Raw genomic sequence first — 22,675 nt, 5'->3', positions numbered from 1 at the left:
CTTGAACTCATTGACTAAACTCCTAATTTCCAACCCAGTGTACGCATCACATCTGAAAAGACGCCTGCTGCTGTCACTTCAGTACCCGCACCATAGCCACGCAGAACGAGTGGAATTGGTTGATAATAACGACTGAAGAAGGCAAGAGCATTTTCACCATCTTTGACTTTGAACATAGGGTCATTTTCATCCACGGCGGCAATACGTACTTTACATTTCCCATCCGCGATTTCACCTAGATAACGTAGAACCTTACCTTCTTCGGCCGCTTTCGAAGATAAATCTTGGAAATACGCATCAGCTTGGGGTAAACGAGCCATGAACTCTTCAACACTTCCTGAAATATCAAAGCCAGGTGGTAGAGCAAGATCAACTTGTACGTCATCTAACTCTAAAGGCATTCCCGCTTCACGAGCGAGAATCAACAGTTTGCGCGCAACATCCATACCCGACAAATCATCACGAGGATCTGGCTCTGTAAACCCTTTATCTTTAGCCAGTGTAGTGGCTTGGCTTAGTGTCATCCCTTCATCTAGCTTACCGAAAATGAAAGAAAGCGATCCAGAGAGAATACCGTTGAATTTTTCAAGCTCATCACCTGCAGCAATCAGGTTTTGTAGGTTTTCAATTACGGGTAAGCCTGCGCCAACTGTTGTTTCATACATCAATTTACGACGAGAGCTACGGGCCACCTCTCGCAACTGATGGTAATAAGCCATGCTCGCTGTGTTCGCTTTCTTATTCGGAGTAACTACGTGGAAACCCGCCGCTAAAAATTCAGCATATTGATTAGCGATCACTTCGCTAGAAGTACAATCGACAAGCACAGGGTTAATAATATGGTTGCGCTGCACAAGAGAAATTAACCTCGCAAGACTAAACTCTTCACTCGCCGCCGACATTCTGTCTCGCCAATACTCAAGGGGAATACCATCACTATCAAGCAACAAACCTTTACTATTAGCAAGGCCGCACACACGGATAATGATGCCTTTTTCGGCCAACGTTGCTTGCTGGCGGTTGATCTGGTCAACAAGTTCACCACCAACACCACCAACACCCACCACGAACACATCCAAGAAATGCTTAGAATTGAAGAGATTTTCATGACACGCTTTAATCGCTTCTGCAATTTTGTCTTCAGGGATTACGGCAGAAATTGCTCGTTCAGAAGAGCCTTGAGCAATCGCCACGATATTAACGTGAACTTCGGCTAACGAAGCAAAGAACTGCGAAGCAACACCACGAGAAGTGCGCATCCCGTCGCCCACTAGCGTTACAATCGCCACATCATTCATGAACTCTACAGGCTCCAGTAAGCCATCTTTTAGCTCAAGCTCAAAAGCTTCTGACAACGCTTTTTTCGCAAGTGCTTTGTCTTGCGCCTCAATACAGAAGCTAATGCTGTACTCTGAAGAAGACTGAGTGATCAAAACAATCGAAACACCGGCTGCGGACATAGCACCAAAGACTCGACTAGCCATACCGACCATGCCTTTCATACCTGGGCCTGAAACGTTAACCATCGTCAAGTTATTGAGTGTGGTAATACCTTTTATCGCCAGCTTATCTTCGCCTGTATCTTGGCCAATTAATGTGCCAGCACCTTGCGGATTGAAACTGTTTTTGATCAGACAAGGGATATGGAATTGCGCAATAGGGGCAATGGTTTTTGGATGCAAAACGGAAGCACCAAAGTAAGAAAGCTCCATCGCTTCTTGGTAGCTCAACGACTTGAGTAAACGAGCATCATCAACTAGGCGAGGATCACAGTTATACACCCCATCCACATCAGTCCAAATCTCGCAGCAGTCGGCGCGTAAACAAGCAGCCAGCACAGCCGCTGAGTAATCAGAACCATTACGACCTAAACAGACCAATTCACCTTTTTCATTACCAGCGGTAAAACCAGGCATGATATTAACGTGATCATGTGGTAGAGGCTTCTGTTTAAAGTTTTGCGTAGAAATTTCAACATCAACCATCGCCTCAAGGTGATCGCCTTGAGCAAAAAGATACTCAACAGGATCAATTAGCGATGCCGCTTGCCCCTTAGCTTCAAGTACAGCCTTCATCAGTTGGATGGAGATTCGTTCACCTTTACTGATAATACGAGCATTAACATTATCGGGGCACATACCCAACAAACTCATACCATGCACAAACTGGCGCAATTGAGAGAGTGATGTTTTTACTTGGTTATCAAATGCGCTGCCATCAACAGTGGGAACTTGTGCTTTAATGGCTGAAAATAGCACTTGAAATGATGATTCAAGCTCTGCAATTTGCAGTTCAGCCTCACCATCACGTAAAGCACTCTCAATAACCGCTACCAATTTATTGGTGGTTTTGCCTGGTGCAGACAAAACCACGGCGACTTCTTCTTGTTGCGCATTGTTAGCAATGATATCAGCTGCCCTTAAAAAACGATCAGCATCAGCTAACGATGAACCTCCAAACTTTAATACTCGCATCCCTTCCTCCAAAACATTCTAAATTGGTATAAAAAAAGGCCTGTATCTGGTGGGATACAGGCCTTTTTTGAAAAAAATTTTCGCTTAGCAGCCCACCCCAACATGTGTAATGTCGGTAATAATAATGGTGGTGGTCATTACTATTAGGCTGTGCTGTAACATAGGAAAACTTTCTATACTCGTGTATTTGCTTGCCTCTACGTTTACCTTATTTAGTGATCATTAGTCAATTAAAATCTGTTATTTTTTAACTAACACCACAGCGTAGTGAGTCAAAAACCAAACCTCACAAATGAAACTTGTTACATAACCAATTCGATAGCAAATCTAATAAGCAAATAACTAAATGCCATATAAATCTACCTGTCATTGATGATATTTTGTGCTTTAATTATGGTCAGTGCAGTGGATGCAGTACCCCAAAATAATAAACATAAGGAGAGATGAATGAAGTTGACGATCACGCTTGCTTTGTCTTTTGTTATCTCTTTACCTAGTATGGCGAACATGTTGCCGTTACTGCCTTCAGAGCAAGTTAAGTCGTCACATCGACTATTTGTTTCAAGTGAAAGTGATAGCCAAAGCTTTGACAGCTGGACAATTGATAGTGGCTATTCTTACAGCATATTTGAAGATTTGGATGTGTATGTTGGAACAAGAATCAATAATTCAGGGAACAGTGAAAGTGGTGGCTTTCTAAGTGGCATTCGTTATCAATTAACCCCGAAGCTATCGTTAAAAAGTACCTTGCGTTCAGCAAATAGTACACCAGAAAATGATAAGCGAGCTGATGCAGTCTCTGCTGAACTTTCCAGCCGACTGCAGATCTCTGAAAATATCGACTTGCACGCCACTCTCGATTATCAAGAGTGGCAGCAGGGTGTTGAGTTTGGGCTCGGATTCCGTTTTTAGTTCCAATCCAAAGCTTGAGTTGATGTTAAAACACCATTCCAATCGGCATAAATGTAATCGCCAGGTTGAATCATCTGCTTGAGAATAGTCAGGGTTACATTCACTTCACCTGCTCCTTTTTTCTCAGTCTTAATCGGGCAAGCACCTAGAGCTTTAATCCCAAGGTCCATTTGCGAAAGCATACCCACATCACGTACAGCGCCATATACAATGATTCCTTCCCACTCATTTTCTATGGCCATAATCGCTAGCTGATCACCTAGCAACGCCTTATGGCAAGAACCATTACCATCAACAACCAATACTTTGCTTTTGCCATTTTGACTCAAAACATCACGAACTTTCGAGTTGTCGTGATAACAACGTACAGTAACAATTTCTCCCCAAAATGCGCTTTTGAGACCAAACGTTTGCAGAGGTAAGTTTAATAAAGTCACTTGTGACTCATATTTGTCACAAATATCTGGCGTTATATCTATCATCATTCTTCCTTGGATTATTGTTAATTATTTTGAATTTAAGCGATTGTGGAGGAGGTTTGTTAAAGCTAGGAACGGAATTCACTCCCACAATGCATAACACTTTGCTCAAATAATCTAAACACGATGCAAAGCAACACTTGCATAGAATAAACAACATTTACTACCTAAATGTCAGCAAAATACCGGATTTTCATACTAATGGATTTTATCATAGTACGTATTTCACATCTGTAAACGTTGATTTTTTACGCAATTCTCATTTTTTGACAAGAATCTATCAAGCGGGTTCCACCTTATCACAAAAGCAGGTTAAGACTTGACGTGCTTATTGTTCACTCAAAATATCAAATCGAGTGATGTTCAAAGCTCGCATCTCGTATTGGGAAATATTCCGTAAGTTTACAACTGAGCAAGACTATTAATATTTGTTACATTAGAACTATTGATGTAAATCAACAAAGTGATTGGAATTAACATTCAGTCATTGTTAGCATGCTGTTAACATTATAGAATCCGCGTCAGAAACTAATAGAATAATAGAGGGCACGGAGACCTCGATGCTAAAGATATCTATGGATGGCGGGCGACTGAAGTAAGTGTATTTTTCAAAACTTTGGTTTATGATTTAACAACAGATTACCTGTATGTTACGTTTTTTGCCTAGAATTAATTCTATTAGCACAATTTTTTCACAAGTTTAGGTACCGCCAATGCAAACCCCGCAGATCCTTATCGTTGAAGATGAGCAAGTAACTCGTAACACTCTTAAGAGTATTTTTGAAGCAGAGGGATACGCTGTTTTTGAAGCCAGTAACGGTGAAGAAATGCACCACGCACTGTCTGATAACTCAATAAACTTGGTAATTATGGACATCAACTTACCAGGTAAAAATGGCCTTCTGTTAGCTCGCGAACTTCGTGAACAAGCGAATGTTGCGCTAATGTTTCTGACTGGTCGTGACAACGAAGTCGATAAAATTCTTGGTCTAGAAATTGGCGCGGATGACTACATCACGAAGCCATTTAACCCACGAGAATTAACCATTCGTGCTCGTAACCTTTTAAGCCGATCAATGAATGCCAATACCACGCAAGAAGAAAAGCGTAGTGTTGAGAAGTACGAATTCAATGGTTGGGTTTTAGATATCAACAGCCGCTCTTTGGTTAATCCTGATGGCGAAGGATACAAGTTACCACGTTCAGAATTCCGTGCACTTCTACACTTCTGTGAAAACCCAGGTAAAATTCAAACTCGTGCTGACCTATTGAAGAAAATGACCGGTCGTGAACTTAAGCCTCATGATCGTACTGTTGATGTGACCATCCGTCGTATCCGTAAGCATTTTGAGTCAGTATCAGGAACTCCTGAAATCATCGCCACGATTCATGGCGAAGGCTACCGCTTTTGTGGTGACCTAGAGGGCTAATAACCTCTCATTATGCTGATTAAAAAGCCCTTTAACTCACGTTAAAGGGCTTTTTGTTATCAATAAGCTTAATAGACATTATCTATCATTACGCCACGGTCAACCAACCACTGCGCTTTTTCGCCATCACTCAACTGCAACGCGATATCCACAGCTTCATCCGTATTTGCTTCTATTTTACGTTCAAAGACGACTTCCCACTGATTCTCACTGTAAGTACGTAATTCCAGTGAATCACTATCCACAATCCAACTGCGGCTACCTTGCTGAATAACCAATGCATCAACGGTTAAATTAGCAGGTAATACCGCTGATGAATCTAATCTTAAAATGCCATGTAAAGCTGGTGCTGCAGGCGTCTCTTCATCACTGATTGCTGGCATTTGATTCATCCATAAAGTACTTTTTAGCCCAATGGTGATATTTGATACCACCGCTAGGTTATCTTGTTGCCAATCGATTTGTGGAGAGCCACATCCAGCTAACAAGGCCATAGCGAGTGAAGCCAATGCAATTTTTTTCATAATATTACCTTTGAGCTAACCATTGTTTTAATACTTGGATATCGTGCTGATAACCATTTTTGATTTCATCAACCCAATCACCTATATTTTCCCACCACGCGGGCAAGTCTGGCGATTGCGCTTTTTGAGCTACATTTTGAATATGTTTAAGGCCTATCGAGCCTGCTGCACCTTTAATTTTGTGTGCTTCAGAGACAATTCCAGCCTGATCTTTGGCGACCATATTCGAATCAAGCACTTCGATATAGCTGGGCATCATCTCTTCGAACATCTGGATACTTTCCAAAACGGGTTTTGGTCCAACGATATCAACATAGGATTCAAGCATATCAATATCCAGTAAGTGCGTGCTCACTTCACTACTATCTTCCACCGTTTTATCTTCAGGTTGCGGCAAGTCAGCCACTAACTCACGGTCTGTAAACTTTGCAATGATCATTTGAACGGCAGAGACAGACAACGGTTTGCTTATCGCATCATCCATGCCTTTTTGTAAGTATTCCGTTTTATTCTTCAGAACATTAGCCGTTAGTGCAACCAATGGTGGCAATTTAGAATACTTGTCTCGATAATAAGCCGCAACATCAAAACCCGTCATATCCGGCAATTGAATATCTAAAAAAACCAAGTCGTACTCTTCGGGCACAAACATTTGTAAGGCCTCTTCACCAGTCATTGCAACGGAGACCGTATGACCTAAACTTTCAAGTAGTGAGCGAGCCACGGTGACATTGAGTTCTATATCTTCAACCATAAAGATATTTAAACTTCTTTGAGGGACAGAGATTAGTGGCTGAAAATGCACATCTTGCGATAAAGGAACGCGAATCGACACTGTAAACGTACTTCCGAACCCTTCTTCACTACTTACTGAAATATCGCCATCCATTAAATTAATTAACTGGCGAGAAACTGCAAGACCGATCCCCGTTCCAACTGCATGTAGGTTGTCCTTACCAGATTTAACCTGGTAATACATTGCAAATATTTTATCAAGTTCAGCTTCAGGAATCCCAATACCGGTATCCTCAACTTCCATTACAATATGGGCAAATTGATCTTCCACATCGGCGCTTACAGTCATCACTACACCACCTTCTTTGGTGAATTTCATCGCATTACTGATTAAATTCCATAAGACTTGGCGCAAGCGAGTGGCATCAACTTCGATCGCAGCAGGTAAATCACTAAGCCTTTCAAGATCAAACCGTAGCCCTTTCTGCTCTGCCATCAACGCAGAAATGCTTTCAATTTCCGCAACAAACTCTTCAAAATTTAACGGCGCAGGAAGCAACTCAAGTTTGCGGCGATCAAACTTATCCATGTCAATAATGTCATTAAAGATATTGCCCAACGTGATGGCACTGACGTTGATGGTTTGCATGTGCTTACGTTGTTCAGGAGTTAACGTGCTATCAAGTAGCATTCGACTTAGCCCTACAATGCCATTGAGCGGCGTGCGTAACTCATGACTGATGGTCGAAATAAAGGTGGTCTTGTCACGACTCGCCTTTTCTAAAGATTCTTGGTTACGTTTACGCTCAGTAATATCACGGCCAAAACCGACCAAGCCTAAATGACGGCCATCTTTGCTGTAAAAAGGCACTTTACGCAATTCAAAATAGTTCTTACGACCATCTGGGTATTCGAGCCACTGTTCATAAGTCAGAGCTTGGTTGTTTGCAAATACTCTTTCGTCTGTTTCGACTATCTGTTGTGCAACTTCTTTGCTGTAGACATCCCAAGGCGTAAGGCCGACCAATTGATTTTCTCGCTTACCTGTTAGCTCTTCCATAGCGCGGTTACAACCAGAAAATACACCGTTATAATTGCGGTAATAGATTAAGTCAGGAGAGGCATCAATAAACGAACGTAATAAAGCAGTTCGCTCTGCAAGTTCAAGCTGGGTTTTTTCACGTTGATAGACTTCATTTTCTAAATCTACCATCGCCTCTTCACGAGCTTCTTCAGCTTTGATTCTTTCATCAATTTCTTGGTTTAGTTTGACAATATTTTGTTGCAGCTTGTAGTTCAATTCTTGGTCTCGCAAACGCATATCTTTCAATTTTGAAACCAATTTGGAAAGACGCTGACGTGACTCTTCCAGTTGATCAACAACGACCGACAGAAAGTAAACCGCCCACGGCGTGATCAGCAAGCCAAAGAATACCGAGCGTACAATATCGATATCATCCACGTAACCGTTGAGAACTAAAGTGATTCCAACTTGCACCACAACCGCCAGTGCAACCAGCGCAAGAGCAAGTAGAATGGAGAAACGAAGAATGCCCAGCTTAACCAATAGGTCGACATAATACTGGGCAAGATTTTTCATGGGTTTCATTAAATGCTCCATGCGATAACAGTATGGCTAGTCTAACGTGTTTATCGCTAATTCGTCAGCCAAGTAATCACAGGGATTTGTTAAAATATCGAATATTTAACTATTTGGTAGGGAATAGACAAACGGTCTATTTAATAATGAGCCTTGAGCGCCATCTTTATCCAATGCTCGGCCAATTTCGGTCATCGCCAACCAGCGATTTTCACACCAAAGCGGAGCTAGCAATGTCGGCCGACGGGCGGCAGAAGAGACTCTGTGATACACCACTTCAGGCGGGGTCATACGAATCAGTTCACTCGCGATCGAAACGTATTCCTCTAAAGCTGGGGCTTCTAACTTTCCAGCACGCCAAGCTTTGGCCATAGTGCTACCTTCTACAATATGTAACCCATGCAACTTAATGCCATCGGTTCCAACCGCTAGAACTTGCTGTAAGGTTTCTACATTGTCATCTCGGGTCTCCTTAGGTAACCCAACAATTAAATGCGTGCAGACTTTAATACCAAGCACACGTGCTCGCTGGGTGATCTCGGCATAACATTCAAAATCATGACCACGATTGATACGTTTCAACGTGTCGTTATTAGCCGTTTGTAACCCCAGTTCAAGCCAAATCTCATAGCCTTGTTGCACGTAACCAGAAAGCAGATCCAACACGGCATCTGGTACACAGTCAGGGCGAGTACCTACGCACAAGCCAATAATATCTGCCGCTTTGAGTGCTTGTTGATACATATTTTTCAGCACCTGAACTTCAGCGTAAGTACTGGTGTAAGCCTGAAAATACGCCAAATATTTTTTGGCGCGCTTAACTTCATCGGCCCGATCGGTCAGTTGTTGTTCAATACTCTGGATTTGAGTTTGTTCATCGACAAAAGAAGAGACGTTACAGAACGTGCACCCTCCTCGACCAATCGTGCCGTCCCTATTTGGACAACTAAAGCCACCATGTAAGGTGAGCTTATGAACTTTTTCGCCGTAACGTCGCTGAAGATCTTGGCCAATAGTATTAACCAGTTGGTGCAATTGCATTGATGAAAAACCACTCATAGATAGTAATGAATATCAATTCGATTAATGTAACTAAATTACATCCCTGCAAATTAAATCCACAAAGATTACCCCTTTCAAACACAATGCCACATAATAAAAATCAATAAACATGCAGAAAAACTGTGTTATTTGCGTAATGTTGCGACATTGTTAAACGAAATATGCATTTTTAACGAAAAAAATGGGCGACTAAAGCGAGTTTTCGTTGGAATTCCCAAAAACAAATTGTAGGATACTTACACAACCGCCCTATTTTTTGTGATTTTTATTACACAAATAGATGCGGAAAAATCGGTGATATTCAGCACTCACCTATATAAACCACTACAAAGTGGTATTAATAAATTGAATATCACTAAGGAATGTTTTTCTCGCAATATTTTTCCTGTGAGAAACGGAAAGGACTCAAACTCGCCAATCATCGGTGGGTTTAAATTAATAACAATTAAAGGACAAGCCGCATCGCTAAGTATGCCTTAGCCAACGTGTGTCTAAATTGAACTGGAAGGATGTATCTATGGTAGATAGAGAGCAGAATTCACGAGGTCTATATACTCCTGAATTGGAGCATGACGCTTGTGGTATCGGTTTTGTTGCTCACTTAAAAAACCGTAAGTCTCACGCGGTTGTGACTCAAGCACTGGACATGCTTGCTCGCATGGAACACCGTGGCGGACAAGGCTGTGACCCATGCTCAGGTGACGGTGCCGGTATTTTGCTACAAAAACCTCATGAATTTTTACTGGAAGAAGCCGTTAAACTAGGTATTAAGCTACCTTCTTTTGAAAAATACGGTGTCGGTGTAGTGCTATTTCCTAAAGATGAGCACAAACGCGTACAATGTCGTGATATTTTAGAACGCAACGCTAAGCGTCTAGAATTAGAAGTGATTGGCTACCGTGTTCTTCCTACCGACAACTCAATGATCGGTGCCGATCCGCTTAGCACTGAACCACAATTTGAACATGTGTTTATCTCTGGCGGCCCAAGCACCACGCCAGAAGAGCTGGAACGTAAACTTTATGTATTACGAAACTACACCGTTCGTGTTTGCTTAGAAAGTATTTCAAACATTGGGGATGATTTTTACATCAACTCAATGTCATATAAAACCTTGGTTTATAAAGGTCAGCTAACGACAGAGCAAGTACCACAGTACTTCCTTGACCTACAAAATCCAACCATGGTGACAGCGCTTGCACTAGTACACTCTCGCTTCTCTACCAATACATTCCCGAAATGGCGCTTGGCGCAACCTTTCCGTTATATCGCTCACAATGGTGAGATCAATACCGTTCGCGGAAACTTGAACTGGATGAAAGCGCGTGAAGCGATCCTTGAATCGGATCTCTTTAGTCAAGCCGAAATTGATATGCTACTTCCTATTTGTCAGGAAAGCAGCTCAGACTCATCAAACTTCGATATGGCACTGGAACTTTTAGTGCTTTCAGGCCGCAGCTTGCCACACGCGTTAATGATGATGATCCCAGAAGCGTGGCAAGAAAATAAACACATGGATCCAACGCGTCGTGCATTCTATCAATACCACGCAAACCTTATGGAACCATGGGATGGCCCAGCCTCTGTTTGTTTCACTGACGGGGTTCAAGTAGGTGCCACACTAGACCGAAATGGTCTACGCCCTTCTCGCTATACCGTCACTAAAGATGACTTCTTGGTCATGGCATCTGAGTCTGGTGTAGTTGAAATTGCTCCAGAAAACGTTGAATATCGTGGTCGTTTGCAGCCTGGCCGTATCTTTGTTGCCGACCTTGAACAAGGCCGTATCATCTCAGATGAAGAAGTAAAAGATACCATTGCCAGCGCCCAGCCTTATGCAAAATGGGTTGAAGACAACCTATTAAGCTTGAATAAGTTACCAGAGGCAAGCAACCAGTATAGCCAACCAACGCCAGAACGCTTGATGTCTCGTCAACAGTCATTCGGTGTCAGCTCTGAAGAAGTGAATGAAATCATTCTTCCATTGGCAAAAACGGGTTACGAGCCACTTTCTGCTATGGGTGCTGACTGGCCATTGGCGGTGTTATCGCATCAATCTCAGCACCTTTCTAACTACTTCAAGCAGTTATTTGCTCAGGTAACCAACCCACCGATCGACCCGATCCGTGAGCGTATGGTGATGTCTTTAAACACCTATCTAGGTAAAGATCAAAACCTACTGACTGAAACGGCCCTTCACTGCCAAAAAGTAGAATTGGAATCTCCTGTTCTTTCTAACTCTGAACTTGAAAAATTACGTGCGATTGATAACGAGCACCTTCAAGCGAAGACATTAGATATCGTATTCCAAGCAAATGAGGATCAGGGCAAGCTAGAACGTGCTCTTAAACGTATTTGCCAATATGCTGAAGATGCTGTCATTGACGGTTATTCAATCATCTTACTGACTGACCGAGCGGTAAACTCCAACCATGCAGCTATCCCTGCTATGTTGGCAGTAGGCGCGGTTCATCACCACTTAATCCGTAAAGGTTTGCGTGCGAAATGTGCCATTGTGGTTGAAACGGGTGATGCGCGTGAAACGCACCACTTCGCGACCTTAATTGGCTATGGTGCAAACGCGGTTAACCCTTACTTGGTTATTGAAACCATTATTGAACTGCAACGCACCAAAAAACTGGATCCAAATACATCGGCTAAAGAGTTGTTTGCTAATTACCGTAAAGGGATTAATGGCGGTCTGCTGAAAATCTTCTCTAAAATGGGTATCTCAACGCTGCAGTCTTACCACGGTGCACAGATCTTTGAAGCTCTGGGGATCAGCAAATCGGTGGTCGATAAATACTTCACTGGCACGGTTTCTCGTATTCAAGGTTTAACCATTGATGACATCGCAAAAGAAGTATTGGTTCGTCACCGTGTTGGTTACCCAACTCGTGAAGTGCCAGTACAAGTATTGGATGTGGGTGGTGTTTATCAGTGGAAACAACGAGGTGAAAAACACCTATTTAACCCAGAAACTATCTCGCTACTGCAACAGTCGACTCGCAATAAAGATTACGAGCAGTTCAAGCAATATGCCCAAGCTGTTGATTCTCAAGGTGACAACGCTGCAACGCTGCGTAGCCAACTTGACTTTGTAAAAAATCCAGCTGGCTCTATTCCGCTTGCTGAAGTCGAGCCTGTGGAAAATATCTTAAAGCGTTTTGCAACCGGTGCGATGTCTTTTGGTTCAATCTCTTACGAAGCTCACTCAACCTTAGCGGTTGCGATGAACCGTATCGGTGCGAAATCGAACTCTGGTGAAGGTGGTGAAGACCCAACTCGTTTCGAGCGTAAAGAAAACGGTGACTGGGAACGCTCAGCGATTAAACAGGTTGCTTCTGGTCGCTTTGGTGTGACGTCTTACTACCTCACTAATGCTGATGAGCTACAAATCAAAATGGCTCAAGGTGCTAAACCGGGTGAAGGTGGACAACTTCCAGGCGATAAAGTCGACGATTGGATCGGTGCAACTCGTCACTCTACTCCTGGAGTCGGCCTGATTTCACCACCACCACACCATGATATTTACTCAATCGAAGATTTGGCTCAGCTTATCTACGACTTGAAAAACGCTAACCGTACGGGCCGTGTCAATGTGAAACTCGTGTCGGAAGCAGGTGTCGGTACTATTGCTTCAGGCGTAGCAAAAGCAAAAGCAGATGTGGTACTTATCGCCGGTTTTGATGGTGGTACAGGCGCATCGCCAATGTCATCAATCCGCCATACTGGTTTGCCATGGGAACTTGGTCTGGCTGAAACTCACCAGACGTTGCTTAAAAATGGTCTACGCAACCGTATTGTTGTACAAAGCGATGGCCAGATGAAGACACCTCGTGACTTAGCTGTAGCAACCTTGCTTGGTGCAGAAGAGTGGGGGATCGCAACAGCTGCACTTGTTGTTGAAGGCTGTATCATGATGCGTAAGTGTCATAAAAACACCTGTCCTGTCGGCATTGCAACTCAAAACAAAACACTACGTGAACGTTTCGATGGTCGCGTAGAAGATGTTGTTACCTTCTTCCATTACATGGCTGAGGGTCTGCGTGAAGTGATGGCTGAACTTGGCTTCCGCACCATTGATGAAATGGTTGGTCAGTCACATAAATTGAAAGTTCGCGAAGACATCAACCACTGGAAATATAAGAACCTTGACTTGTCACCGGTGCTTTATATTGAACAGCCACGCGCAGAAGATGGTATCTATTGCCAAACCAAGCAAAATCACCAACTTGAAAATGTACTGGACCGTCAGTTGATTCAAGCAGCGATTCCAGCGTTAGAGAAAGGTGAAGCGGTTAATGCAACGTTCCCTATCGTCAATACAGATCGCAGCACTGGAACCATGCTCTCGAATGAAATTTCGAAAGTGTACAAAGACCAAGGCTTACCACAACCGATGAACGTCAAGTTTAACGGCTCTGCGGGTCAATCTTTTGGTGCTTTCTTAGCTAAAGGCGTCAAATTTGAAGTAGAAGGTGATGCGAACGATTACTGGGGTAAAGGTTTATCTGGCGGTACATTGGTGCTCTACCCTGACGCACGTTCAACAATTATTGCTGAAGATAACATTGTTGTCGGTAACGTTTGTTTCTACGGCGCGACTTCTGGTGAATCTTACATTCGCGGCTTAGCTGGTGAACGTTTCTGTGTCCGTAACTCTGGAGCGAAAGTGGTTGTCGAAGGGGTTGGTGATCACGGTTGTGAATACATGACTGGCGGCGTTGCGGTTGTATTAGGTTCAACAGGTCGCAACTTTGCGGCTGGTATGAGTGGCGGTGTTGCATACGTTTGGAACAAAGCCGGTGACTTCGAGTCCAAACTCAACCCTGAACTGGTTGATCTGGATCCACTAGAGCAAGAAGATAAAGATCTGCTGCGTGAAATGCTGTCCAAGCATGTTCAATTCACAGGAAGTGAAGTCGCTCAGTCATTCCTCAACAATTTTGAAGCAAGTTTGACTGATATGGTCAAAGTAATGCCGCGTGATTACAAAGCTGTACTTCAAAAGCGTAAGGCTGAAGCTGAGCAAGTACAAACGGAAGAAGTGGAGGCCGTATAATGGGTAAGCCTACTGGATTTTTAGAACATGGTCGCGAGCTTCCGCAGAAGCTCGACCCTTCAGTTCGTATTCAAGACAACAAAGAATTTGTTCTCAATGAAGAATTTGGCAGCAAGATTAACACTCAAGCTTCTCGCTGTATGGACTGTGGCGTGCCATTTTGTCATAACGGCTGCCCGATCGGTAACATTATTCCTGAATTCAATGACGCGGTGTATCGCGACAGTTGGGAAGAAGCTTGGAAAATCTTAAGCTCAACCAATAACTTCCCTGAATTTACAGGACGTGTTTGCCCTGCACCTTGTGAAAGTGCTTGTGTACTTGGGATTAACCAAGATCCAATCACCATCTGTAATATCGAAAAAACCATTGTTGAGACCGCTTACCGTGAAGGCTATGCGAAGCCTAAAACGCCTCGCTCACGCACCGGGAAAACTGTTGCCATTATCGGCTCGGGTCCTGCTGGTCTAGCCGCCGCAGAACAGCTCAACAGCGCAGGTCACTCCGTAACCGTGTTTGAACGCGATGAAAAAGTGGGAGGGTTACTGCGCTTTGGTATTCCTGATTTCAAACTCGGTATGGATATAATTGATCGCAAAATTAACCTGATGGCAGAAGCTGGGGTTGAGTTTAAAGTCAACCAGCACATTGGTGTCGATGTTAATGCACAACAGCTACGCCAAGAGTTTGATGTCGTATTGCTCACTGGTGGTTCAACTGTGCCACGCAACCTACCAATCCCAGGTCGTGAACTCAAAGGCGTACACTTCGCCATGGAATTCCTCGGCCAAAACAACCGCCGCGCCAATGACATGGATCTTAAAACTGAAGAGATCCATGCGAAAGGCAAACACGTGGTGGTGATTGGTGGTGGTGATACCGGTTCTGACTGTGTCGGTACATCAAATCGTCATGGCGCAGCGAGCATTACCCAAGTTGAAATCATGCCAATGCCTGCAGATAAACGCCCAGCAAATATGCCTTGGCCTCAGTATCCAATGATCTTGCGTACCTCAACTTCTCATGAAGAAGGTTGTGAACGTCACTGGAACATCTTAACCAAAGAATTCATTGGTAATGAACAAGGTCAAGTCACGGGTCTACGCCTTGCCGACATCGTTTGGCAAGATGCAGCTCCTAGTGAACGTCCAACGTTTAAAGAAGTTGCAGGCACTGAACGCGTTATTGCTTGTGATATGGCTTTCTTGGCGATGGGCTTTTTGCATCCGGAACCGCATGGAGTACTTGCTCAGCTCGATATTAAACTTGATGAGCGCGGTAATGTTGCTACACAAGGTTTTGCAACCAACCAAAAAGGCGTGTTCGCAGCGGGTGATATGCGTACTGGCCAATCTTTGGTTGTCCGCTGCATCAATGAAGGTCGCGAGTGTGCTCGTGAAATTGATGCCTACCTGATGGGTGGTACTAACCTAGAAGCAAAAGCAAGTTCGCTGATGCTTTCAGCCTAACGGCTCAATACTCTCCTGCGTTTATCGACGTAGGAGAGTGTCTGAATCAAACGATTCCTTCCAATTTTTACTTTTTGGCCAGCACTCCCTGCTGGCCTTTTTTGTTGTTTTTCTTATTAGATGCAATTTCAATTGTTAATAAATAGTAACAACAAAAACACTATCACATTGAATCCATTAGTTTAATTCAGACAATTACATGGTAAATCGCATTCCAGCGTGATTTTTCACCAAGAACTTGACCTTATCCATAATAAGCTATAGCTTGTGAGGTCAGTGAAAATTAAATTGACCATTTTTGTTAAAATTAAAATCAAAAATGGCACATGAATACGCACTAAAAATAATAAAAATAGAATAGTTAGTCATTTACTGTCTGGATGACAGAGAAGCAAAGGGAGAATTGCAATGGCTCTATATGATCCAAGTTTGGAGAAAGACAACTGTGGATTTGGTTTGATCGCGCATATGGAAGGTCAAACTAGTCATAAATTAGTAAGAACGGCGATTGCAGCATTAGATCGCATGACTCACCGAGGCGGCATCGCAGCCGATGGTAAAACCGGTGATGGCTGTGGCTTATTACTTCAAAAGCCAGATTCATACCTCAAACTTATTGCCGAAGAAAACGGGTGGAAGCTCAGTAAGCAATACGCTATCGGCATGATTTTCCTCAGCCAAGACCCAACTAAAGCGCAAGCCGCGCGCGATATTATCAACCAACAATTAGCACAAGAAACGCTCACTGTTACGGGCTGGCGCACTGTGCCAACCAATAAAAGTGTTCTTGGGCCTATCGCGGCAGACTCCGTCCCTGATATTCAGCAGGTCTTTATTTCAGCGCCTGCCGGCTGGCGTGAAAGAGATGTTGAACGACGCTTATACATTGCTCGCCGCCGTATTGAAAAGCAGATCACCGATGATAGCGATTTCTATATCTGCTCACTATCAACACAAGTTATTGTTTATAAAGGCTTGTGTATGCCTGCGGATCTACCACGCTTTTATCTCGATCTTGCCGACTTACGCATGGAATCTGCCATTTGTTTGTTCCACCAGCGTTTCTCAACCAATACCCAACCCCGTTGGCCGCTTGCTCAACCGTTCCGCTACTTAGCCCACAATGGTGAAATCAACACTATTGAAGGTAATCGCCAATGGGCAAGAGCCCGTGCTTATAAATTTGCTTCACCGCTGTTGCCCGATCTACAAACAGCGGCTCCGTTCGTTAATGAGACAGGTTCGGACTCTTCCAGTCTCGACAATATGCTTGACCTCTTTTTAGCTGGCGGCATGGATATCTTCCGAGCAATGCGCATGTTGGTGCCGCCAGCATGGCAAAACCACCCCGATATGGACCCAGATCTTCGTGCTTTCTATGACTTTAACTCAAAACACATGGAACCATGGGATGGTCCGGCTGGCATCGTCTTGTCTGATGGACGTTACGCCGCCTGTAACTTGGATCGCAACGGCCTGCGCCCTGCCCGTTATGTCATAACCAAAGATAAGCTCATTACCCTCGCCTCTGAAGTTGGCATTTGGGATTACGCCCCCGATGAAGTGGCAGAAAAAGGGCGTGTTGGACCTGGTGAACTGTTGGTAATCGATACTCGCCAAGGCAAACTTTGGCAATCCAGTGAAATCGATAATGATCTAAAAAACCGCCACCCTTATGGCGAATGGATGAAAAATAACGTCCATCGATTAACTCCATTTTCTGAACTCAGTGACGATTTGGTGGGCGAACGCAGCTTCGGTAATGACGAGCTAAAAACCTATCAAAAACAGTTTGCGATGAGCAACGAAGAGATCGATCAAGTGCTGCGCGTGCTGGGTGATGTGGGACAAGAAGCCGTAGGTTCGATGGGTGACGATACGCCGATGGCAGTACTTTCATCAAAAGAACGCTTGGTAACCGACTATTTCCGCCAAAAATTTGCGCAAATCACCAACCCACCTATCGATCCACTGCGTGAAAAACATGTGATGTCTCTTGCCACTAGCGTCGGTCAAGAGATGAACGTCTTTTGCGAAACTGATGGCCATGCGTATCGTGTGACGTTTGACTCTCCAGTTTTACTTTATTCAGATATGCAACAACTGCTTAATCTAAGTGATAAACACTATCGACATAGCCGGTTGGATATCAATTACGATCCCAAACAAAAAGATCTCCAGCAAGCACTGCTCGATATATGTACACAAGCAGAACAAGAAATTCGCCAAGGATCGGTACTGATCGTATTGTCAGATAGAGCATTAACCAAAGAGACGCTACCTATTCCAGCAGCCATGGCAGTAGGCGCTGTACAAACTCGCTTAGTAGAAGCGAACCTACGCTGTGATGCCAATATTATCGTTGAAACCGCCACCGCGCGTGATCCTCATCAGTTTGCAGTCCTACTTGGCTTTGGTGCCACAGCCGTTTACCCCTACCTTGCTTACGAAACATTAAGCAAGATGATCGATGACGGTACCTTAGAAAAAAGCTATCGCGAAGTGATGCAAAACTATCGCTACGGTATTGATAAAGGCTTATTGAAGATCATGTCCAAAATGGGCATTTCGACCATCGCCTCTTACCGTTGTTCACAATTATTTGAAGCGGTAGGTCTGCATAGTGACGTCGTCAATTTGTGTTTTAAAGGAGTCACAACTCGCATTCAAGGCGCTAATTTTGATGATTTTCAACAAGATCTTTATAACTTTGCGCGCAAAGCTTGGACCAAACGTAAAACGCTGGAACATGGCGGACTACTGAAATATGTACACGGTGGTGAGTATCATGCTTACAACCCTGATGTGGTTAGCACATTACAACAAGCCGTAAAATCAGGTGAAACATCTGATTACAAGGCTTTTGCTCAGCAGGTCAACGCTCGCCCAGCGGCAATGTTGCGTGACCTACTCAAGCTAAAAAAATCAGCCACACCTTTAACGCTAGATCAAATCGAACCGAATACCGAGCTATTTAAACGCTTCGATTCTGCCGCCATGTCCATTGGAGCATTAAGCCCAGAAGCACATGAAGCGCTCGCGACTGCCATGAACCGTTTAGGCGGCTATTCGAACTCTGGCGAAGGTGGTGAAGATCCACGCCGCTTTGGTACCGAGCGAAACTCTCGTATCAAACAGGTTGCCTCGGGGCGCTTTGGTGTGACACCGCATTACTTAACCAATGCTGATGTATTACAAATTAAAGTTGCCCAAGGTGCAAAACCAGGGGAAGGCGGACAACTGCCCGGCCATAAAGTTACCGCGGAAATTGCCAAGTTGCGTTATTCAGTGCAAGGGGTAACCTTAATTTCCCCACCACCACACCACGATATCTATTCAATTGAAGATTTAGCGCAGCTTATTTTCGACCTTAAACAGGTAAACCCCAAAGCGTTGATTTCGGTCAAACTCGTTTCAGAACCGGGCGTTGGCACTATTGCAACCGGTGTAGCTAAAGCCTACGCTGACCTTATCACCATTTCAGGTTACGACGGCGGTACAGCAGCAAGTCCACTCACATCAGTTAAATACGCAGGCAGCCCGTGGGAACTTGGTTTGGCCGAAACCCAACAAGCATTAGTCGCTAATGGCTTGCGTCATAAAATTCGTTTACAAGTAGATGGCGGATTAAAGACCGGCCTGGATGTGGTTAAAGGCGCTATTCTCGGTGCAGAAAGCTTTGGGTTTGGTACTGCACCTATGGTCGCAATGGGCTGTAAATTCTTACGCATTTGCCATTTAAATAACTGCGCAACGGGTGTCGCAACACAAGATGAAACGCTGCGTAAAGAGTATTTCAAAGGCCTACCTGAAATGGTGATGAACTATTTCATCGGCCTTGCTGATGAAGTGCGCGAATACCTAGCAGAGTTAGGTGTTGAAAAGCTCACCGACTTGATTGGCCGTACAGACTTACTGGAAGTCGTCACAGGGATGACTGCCAAACAAAGCAAGCTTGATCTATCTGGCTTGTTAGAAGCACCGGTATCTCAACATCATCATCCGCTATATTGGACTGAACCAAACACACCGTTTGATAAAGCTCAACTTAACCAACAGATCGTTGACGATGCGCTAAGCGCCGTCGAATCTCAACAATCGCTCAACCTGTATTACAACGTGCGAAATACGGACCGCTCTATTGGTGCACGCTTATCGGGTGAAATCGCTAAGCGCTATGGGAACCAAGGCGTGGCAGCCTCACCGATTAAAATTCACCTTGACGGTACCGCAGGCCAATCTTTCGGGGTATGGAATGCTGGTGGTGTTGAATTATATCTAACTGGTGATGCAAACGACTATGTCGGTAAAGGCATGGCAGGGGGTAAGTTAGTGATCAAACCACACCTTGGCACAACCTTTAATTGCCATGAAGCCACCATTGTCGGCAATACTTGTTTATATGGCGCAACTGGTGGAAAACTGTTTGCAGCGGGTAAAGCTGGCGAACGTTTTGGCGTGCGTAATTCAGGTACCATCACCGTCATCGAAGGTGCTGGTGATAACACTTGTGAGTACATGACTGGCGGTATTGTTGCCATTCTTGGGGCAACAGGAGTGAACTTTGGCGCTGGTATGACTGGTGGATTTGCGTACGTGATGGATGAAAACGGGGATTTCCAAGGTCGTGTCAACGGTGAATCTGTCGAGGCCGTTTCATTGCAAGATTTATACATCCACCAAGAACATTTACGTGGTTTAATCGCCGAGCATTTGGAAGAAACCGGTTCAGTTCATGCCGAACATATTCTCGCAAACTTTGATGAATGGATACCAAAGTTCTATCTCGTTAAACCACAAGCTGCCGATCTCAGCACACTACTAGGCCATCAAAGCCGTAGTGCCGCAGAGCTGCGCGTTCAAGCACAATAATTGGAAGGAGCCAGATTTATGAGCCAGAACGTATACCAATTTATTGATGTGAGTCGAGTTGACCCGGCGAAAAAACCGATCACTATTCGTAAAATTGAGTTTGTCGAGATCTACGAACCATTCACTAAGCAGCAAGCAACCGCCCAAGCTGACCGCTGTTTAGATTGTGGTAACCCGTACTGTGAGTGGAAATGCCCAGTACATAACTATATTCCACAGTGGTTAAAACTCGCCAATGAAGGGCGAATTATTGAAGCGGCAGAGCTTTCTCATCAAACCAACAGCTTGCCAGAAGTGTGTGGCCGAGTATGCCCTCAAGATCGTTTATGTGAAGGTTCTTGTACACTCAACAATGACTTTGGCGCAGTAACGATTGGTAATATTGAAAAATACATTACCGATAAAGCCTTTGAAATGGGTTGGAAACCTGACATGTCAAATGTCGAGTGGACAGATAAAAAAGTCGCGATTATTGGTGCAGGACCAGCCGGTTTGGCGGCGGCGGATGTTTTAGTGCGCAATGGAGTCAAACCCGTTGTGTTCGATCGATATCCAGAGATCGGCGGCTTACTCACCTTCGGTATTCCATCTTTTAAATTGGAAAAAGGCGTAATGGAAAATCGCCGTCGCATCTTTAGTGAAATGGGCGTTGAATTCCAACTCAATGTTGAAGTAGGCAAAGATATTGAGCTGCAAAGCTTAGTTGATGATTACGACGCGGTATTTCTTGGCGTTGGCACTTATCAAAATATGCGCGCAGGCCTTGCCAACGAAGAAGCCGAGGGCGTTTACGATGCTCTACCCTTTTTAGTGTCTAATACATATAAAGTGATGGGACTGGAATCAGAGCAACCTTTCATTGATATGGCCAATAAGAAAGTCGTCGTTTTAGGCGGTGGTGATACGGCTATGGACTGTGTTCGAACCTCTATTCGCCAAAATGCGGATCAGGTCATTTGTGCTTATCGCCGAGATGAAGAGAACATGCCAGGCTCTCGCCGTGAAGTAAAAAATGCGAAAGAAGAAGGCGTTGAATTTATCTTCAACCTTCAACCACTGGGCATTGAAACCAATGCAACTGGTCAAGTGACCGGGGTAAAAGTGGTAAAAACAGCTTTAGGAACAGCCGATGAAGCAGGACGTCGTCGCCCAGAACCGGTAGCAGGTAGTGAACACGTACTCGCTGCCGATGCGGTAATCATGGCTTTTGGCTTCCAACCTCATGCTATGCCTTGGCTTGAACCATTTGGTGTTGAGCTTGATCAGTGGGGAAGAATTAAAGCGCCTTCTGTGCAGTCCTTCCAATACCAAACTAGCAATGAAAAAATCTTCGCTGGTGGTGATGCGGTTCGCGGCTCTGATTTAGTCGTCACAGCCATTGATGAGGGCCGTAAAGCTGCTGAAGGAATACTTGATTACTTAGAGCTTTAAGTCTTAACTACTAAAAACCCAATACCAAAAAGCACAATCAACAATTATACCGTTTCAAGTAAATAAAGGATTCACACAAAAGTGAATCCTTTTGCTTAATCTATAAAATAAATATCATAAGGAAAAAGATGCGTTTACTATTCAGTCTATTACTGTTTTCAACATTAACAGCATGCACTCAAGGAGTGACCACCATGACCGACCACACAGCAACACCTTGCGGTGATAAACCCAATTGTGTATCCACACAAGATGATCGCAATGCTTTCTCGGTTTCGCCCTTCATCCTCAAAGCTGGCGTTTCTTTAGATCAAATTGAAGCTGTTGCCCTTTCTATTCCACGTTCTAAAACCGCAAGCAAAGAAGATAACTATCTACGTATTGAATATACTAGCCGCATCATGCGCTTTGTTGATGATCTTGAATTAAAAATTGATAAGCGACGATTAATCGTTCGTTCTGAATCACGCATTGGTTATTCTGATATGGGCGTTAACCGCAAGCGAGTTGAACTACTCAGAGAAAACTTAACCAAAGCCGGACTACTCGAATAAAAAGTACCTTATCGCTCTAGTGGAAAGTTTCATGTTAAACTTCAGCCAATTTTAATTATTAACCGAAT

Annotated in this window: 13 protein-coding genes and 1 other annotated feature; of the genes, 7 read left to right on the top strand and 6 right to left on the bottom strand. The window is 44.0% G+C overall.

Going from position 1 to position 22,675, the window contains the following annotated elements; translation table 11 throughout:
• Nucleotides 1-14 precede the first annotated feature (14 nt).
• Both thrA and thrL read right to left on the bottom strand, forming a co-directional pair.
• Nucleotides 15-2,474 (bottom strand): bifunctional aspartate kinase/homoserine dehydrogenase I, encoded by a 2,460-nt coding sequence (thrA, locus tag AACW06_RS12330; protein ID WP_192075277.1) that lies wholly within the window; start codon nucleotides 2,472-2,474, stop codon nucleotides 15-17.
• A 29-nt stretch (nucleotides 2,475-2,503) separates the two neighbouring features.
• Nucleotides 2,504-2,623 (bottom strand) — a sequence feature (Thr leader region).
• A complete protein-coding gene (gene thrL, locus AACW06_RS12325) occupies nucleotides 2,559-2,636 on the bottom strand; it encodes a thr operon leader peptide (protein WP_192075289.1) in 78 nt (25 codons plus the stop codon). Its footprint overlaps the feature before it by 65 nt.
• 285 nt (nucleotides 2,637-2,921) lie before the next feature.
• Between thrL and AACW06_RS12320 the strand changes: the two genes are divergently transcribed.
• Nucleotides 2,922-3,386: a hypothetical protein gene (locus tag AACW06_RS12320; protein WP_192075276.1), complete on the top strand. Its 465-nt coding sequence runs from the start codon at nucleotides 2,922-2,924 to the stop codon at nucleotides 3,384-3,386.
• Here AACW06_RS12320 and AACW06_RS12315 read toward each other — a convergent pair.
• Nucleotides 3,383-3,868 carry a putative 4-hydroxy-4-methyl-2-oxoglutarate aldolase gene (locus AACW06_RS12315; protein WP_192075288.1) on the bottom strand — a complete coding sequence of 162 codons (486 nt, stop codon included), beginning with the start codon at nucleotides 3,866-3,868 and terminating at the stop codon, nucleotides 3,383-3,385. The two genes, AACW06_RS12320 and AACW06_RS12315, sit on opposite strands and share 4 nt — an antisense overlap.
• Before the next feature lie 710 nt (nucleotides 3,869-4,578).
• Here AACW06_RS12315 and arcA point away from each other — a divergent pair.
• Complete coding sequence (arcA, locus tag AACW06_RS12310) at nucleotides 4,579-5,295, top strand: two-component system response regulator ArcA (protein WP_192075275.1); 717 nt, start codon at nucleotides 4,579-4,581, stop codon at nucleotides 5,293-5,295.
• A 68-nt stretch (nucleotides 5,296-5,363) separates the two neighbouring features.
• Here the strand turns inward: arcA and AACW06_RS12305 are convergent, their stop codons facing one another.
• The 3 genes from AACW06_RS12305 to AACW06_RS12295 form a co-directional block, all read right to left on the bottom strand.
• Nucleotides 5,364-5,819 carry a hypothetical protein gene (locus AACW06_RS12305; RefSeq protein ID WP_192075274.1) on the bottom strand — a complete coding sequence of 152 codons (456 nt, stop codon included), beginning with the start codon at nucleotides 5,817-5,819 and terminating at the stop codon, nucleotides 5,364-5,366.
• A gap of 4 nt (nucleotides 5,820-5,823) precedes the next feature.
• Nucleotides 5,824-8,163, bottom strand: a complete 2,340-nt coding sequence (arcB, locus tag AACW06_RS12300) for an aerobic respiration two-component sensor histidine kinase ArcB (RefSeq protein WP_192075273.1) — start codon at nucleotides 8,161-8,163, stop codon at nucleotides 5,824-5,826.
• A 96-nt stretch (nucleotides 8,164-8,259) separates the two neighbouring features.
• On the bottom strand, nucleotides 8,260-9,195 hold the full coding sequence (locus AACW06_RS12295; RefSeq protein WP_192075272.1) for a TIGR01212 family radical SAM protein: 936 nt from the start codon (nucleotides 9,193-9,195) through the stop codon (nucleotides 8,260-8,262).
• Nucleotides 9,196-9,733: 538 nt separating this feature from the next.
• On the opposite strand from AACW06_RS12295, the gene gltB (AACW06_RS12290) reads away from it, so the two are divergent.
• From gltB (AACW06_RS12290) to AACW06_RS12270, 5 genes are all read left to right on the top strand, one after another.
• Nucleotides 9,734-14,281: a glutamate synthase large subunit gene (gltB, locus tag AACW06_RS12290; RefSeq protein ID WP_192075271.1), complete on the top strand. Its 4,548-nt coding sequence runs from the start codon at nucleotides 9,734-9,736 to the stop codon at nucleotides 14,279-14,281.
• Nucleotides 14,281-15,750: a glutamate synthase subunit beta gene (locus AACW06_RS12285; protein ID WP_192075270.1), complete on the top strand. Its 1,470-nt coding sequence runs from the start codon at nucleotides 14,281-14,283 to the stop codon at nucleotides 15,748-15,750. The genes gltB (AACW06_RS12290) and AACW06_RS12285 overlap by 1 nt, the downstream gene beginning before the upstream one ends.
• 408 nt (nucleotides 15,751-16,158) lie before the next feature.
• On the top strand, nucleotides 16,159-20,622 hold the full coding sequence (gene gltB, locus AACW06_RS12280; RefSeq protein WP_192075269.1) for a glutamate synthase large subunit: 4,464 nt from the start codon (nucleotides 16,159-16,161) through the stop codon (nucleotides 20,620-20,622).
• Nucleotides 20,623-20,640: 18 nt separating this feature from the next.
• Nucleotides 20,641-22,053, top strand: a complete 1,413-nt coding sequence (locus AACW06_RS12275; protein ID WP_192075268.1) for an FAD-dependent oxidoreductase — start codon at nucleotides 20,641-20,643, stop codon at nucleotides 22,051-22,053.
• A 128-nt stretch (nucleotides 22,054-22,181) separates the two neighbouring features.
• Nucleotides 22,182-22,607: a DUF1499 domain-containing protein gene (locus tag AACW06_RS12270; protein WP_192075267.1), complete on the top strand. Its 426-nt coding sequence runs from the start codon at nucleotides 22,182-22,184 to the stop codon at nucleotides 22,605-22,607.
• The last annotated feature ends 68 nt before the right edge of the window (nucleotides 22,608-22,675 follow it).

This window comes from Vibrio sp. S12_S33, from assembly GCF_963889785.1.
In the GTDB taxonomy this organism is placed as follows: Bacteria; Pseudomonadota; Gammaproteobacteria; order Enterobacterales; family Vibrionaceae; genus Vibrio; species Vibrio aestuarianus.
This window is presented reverse-complemented; position numbering and strand designations above follow the sequence as displayed.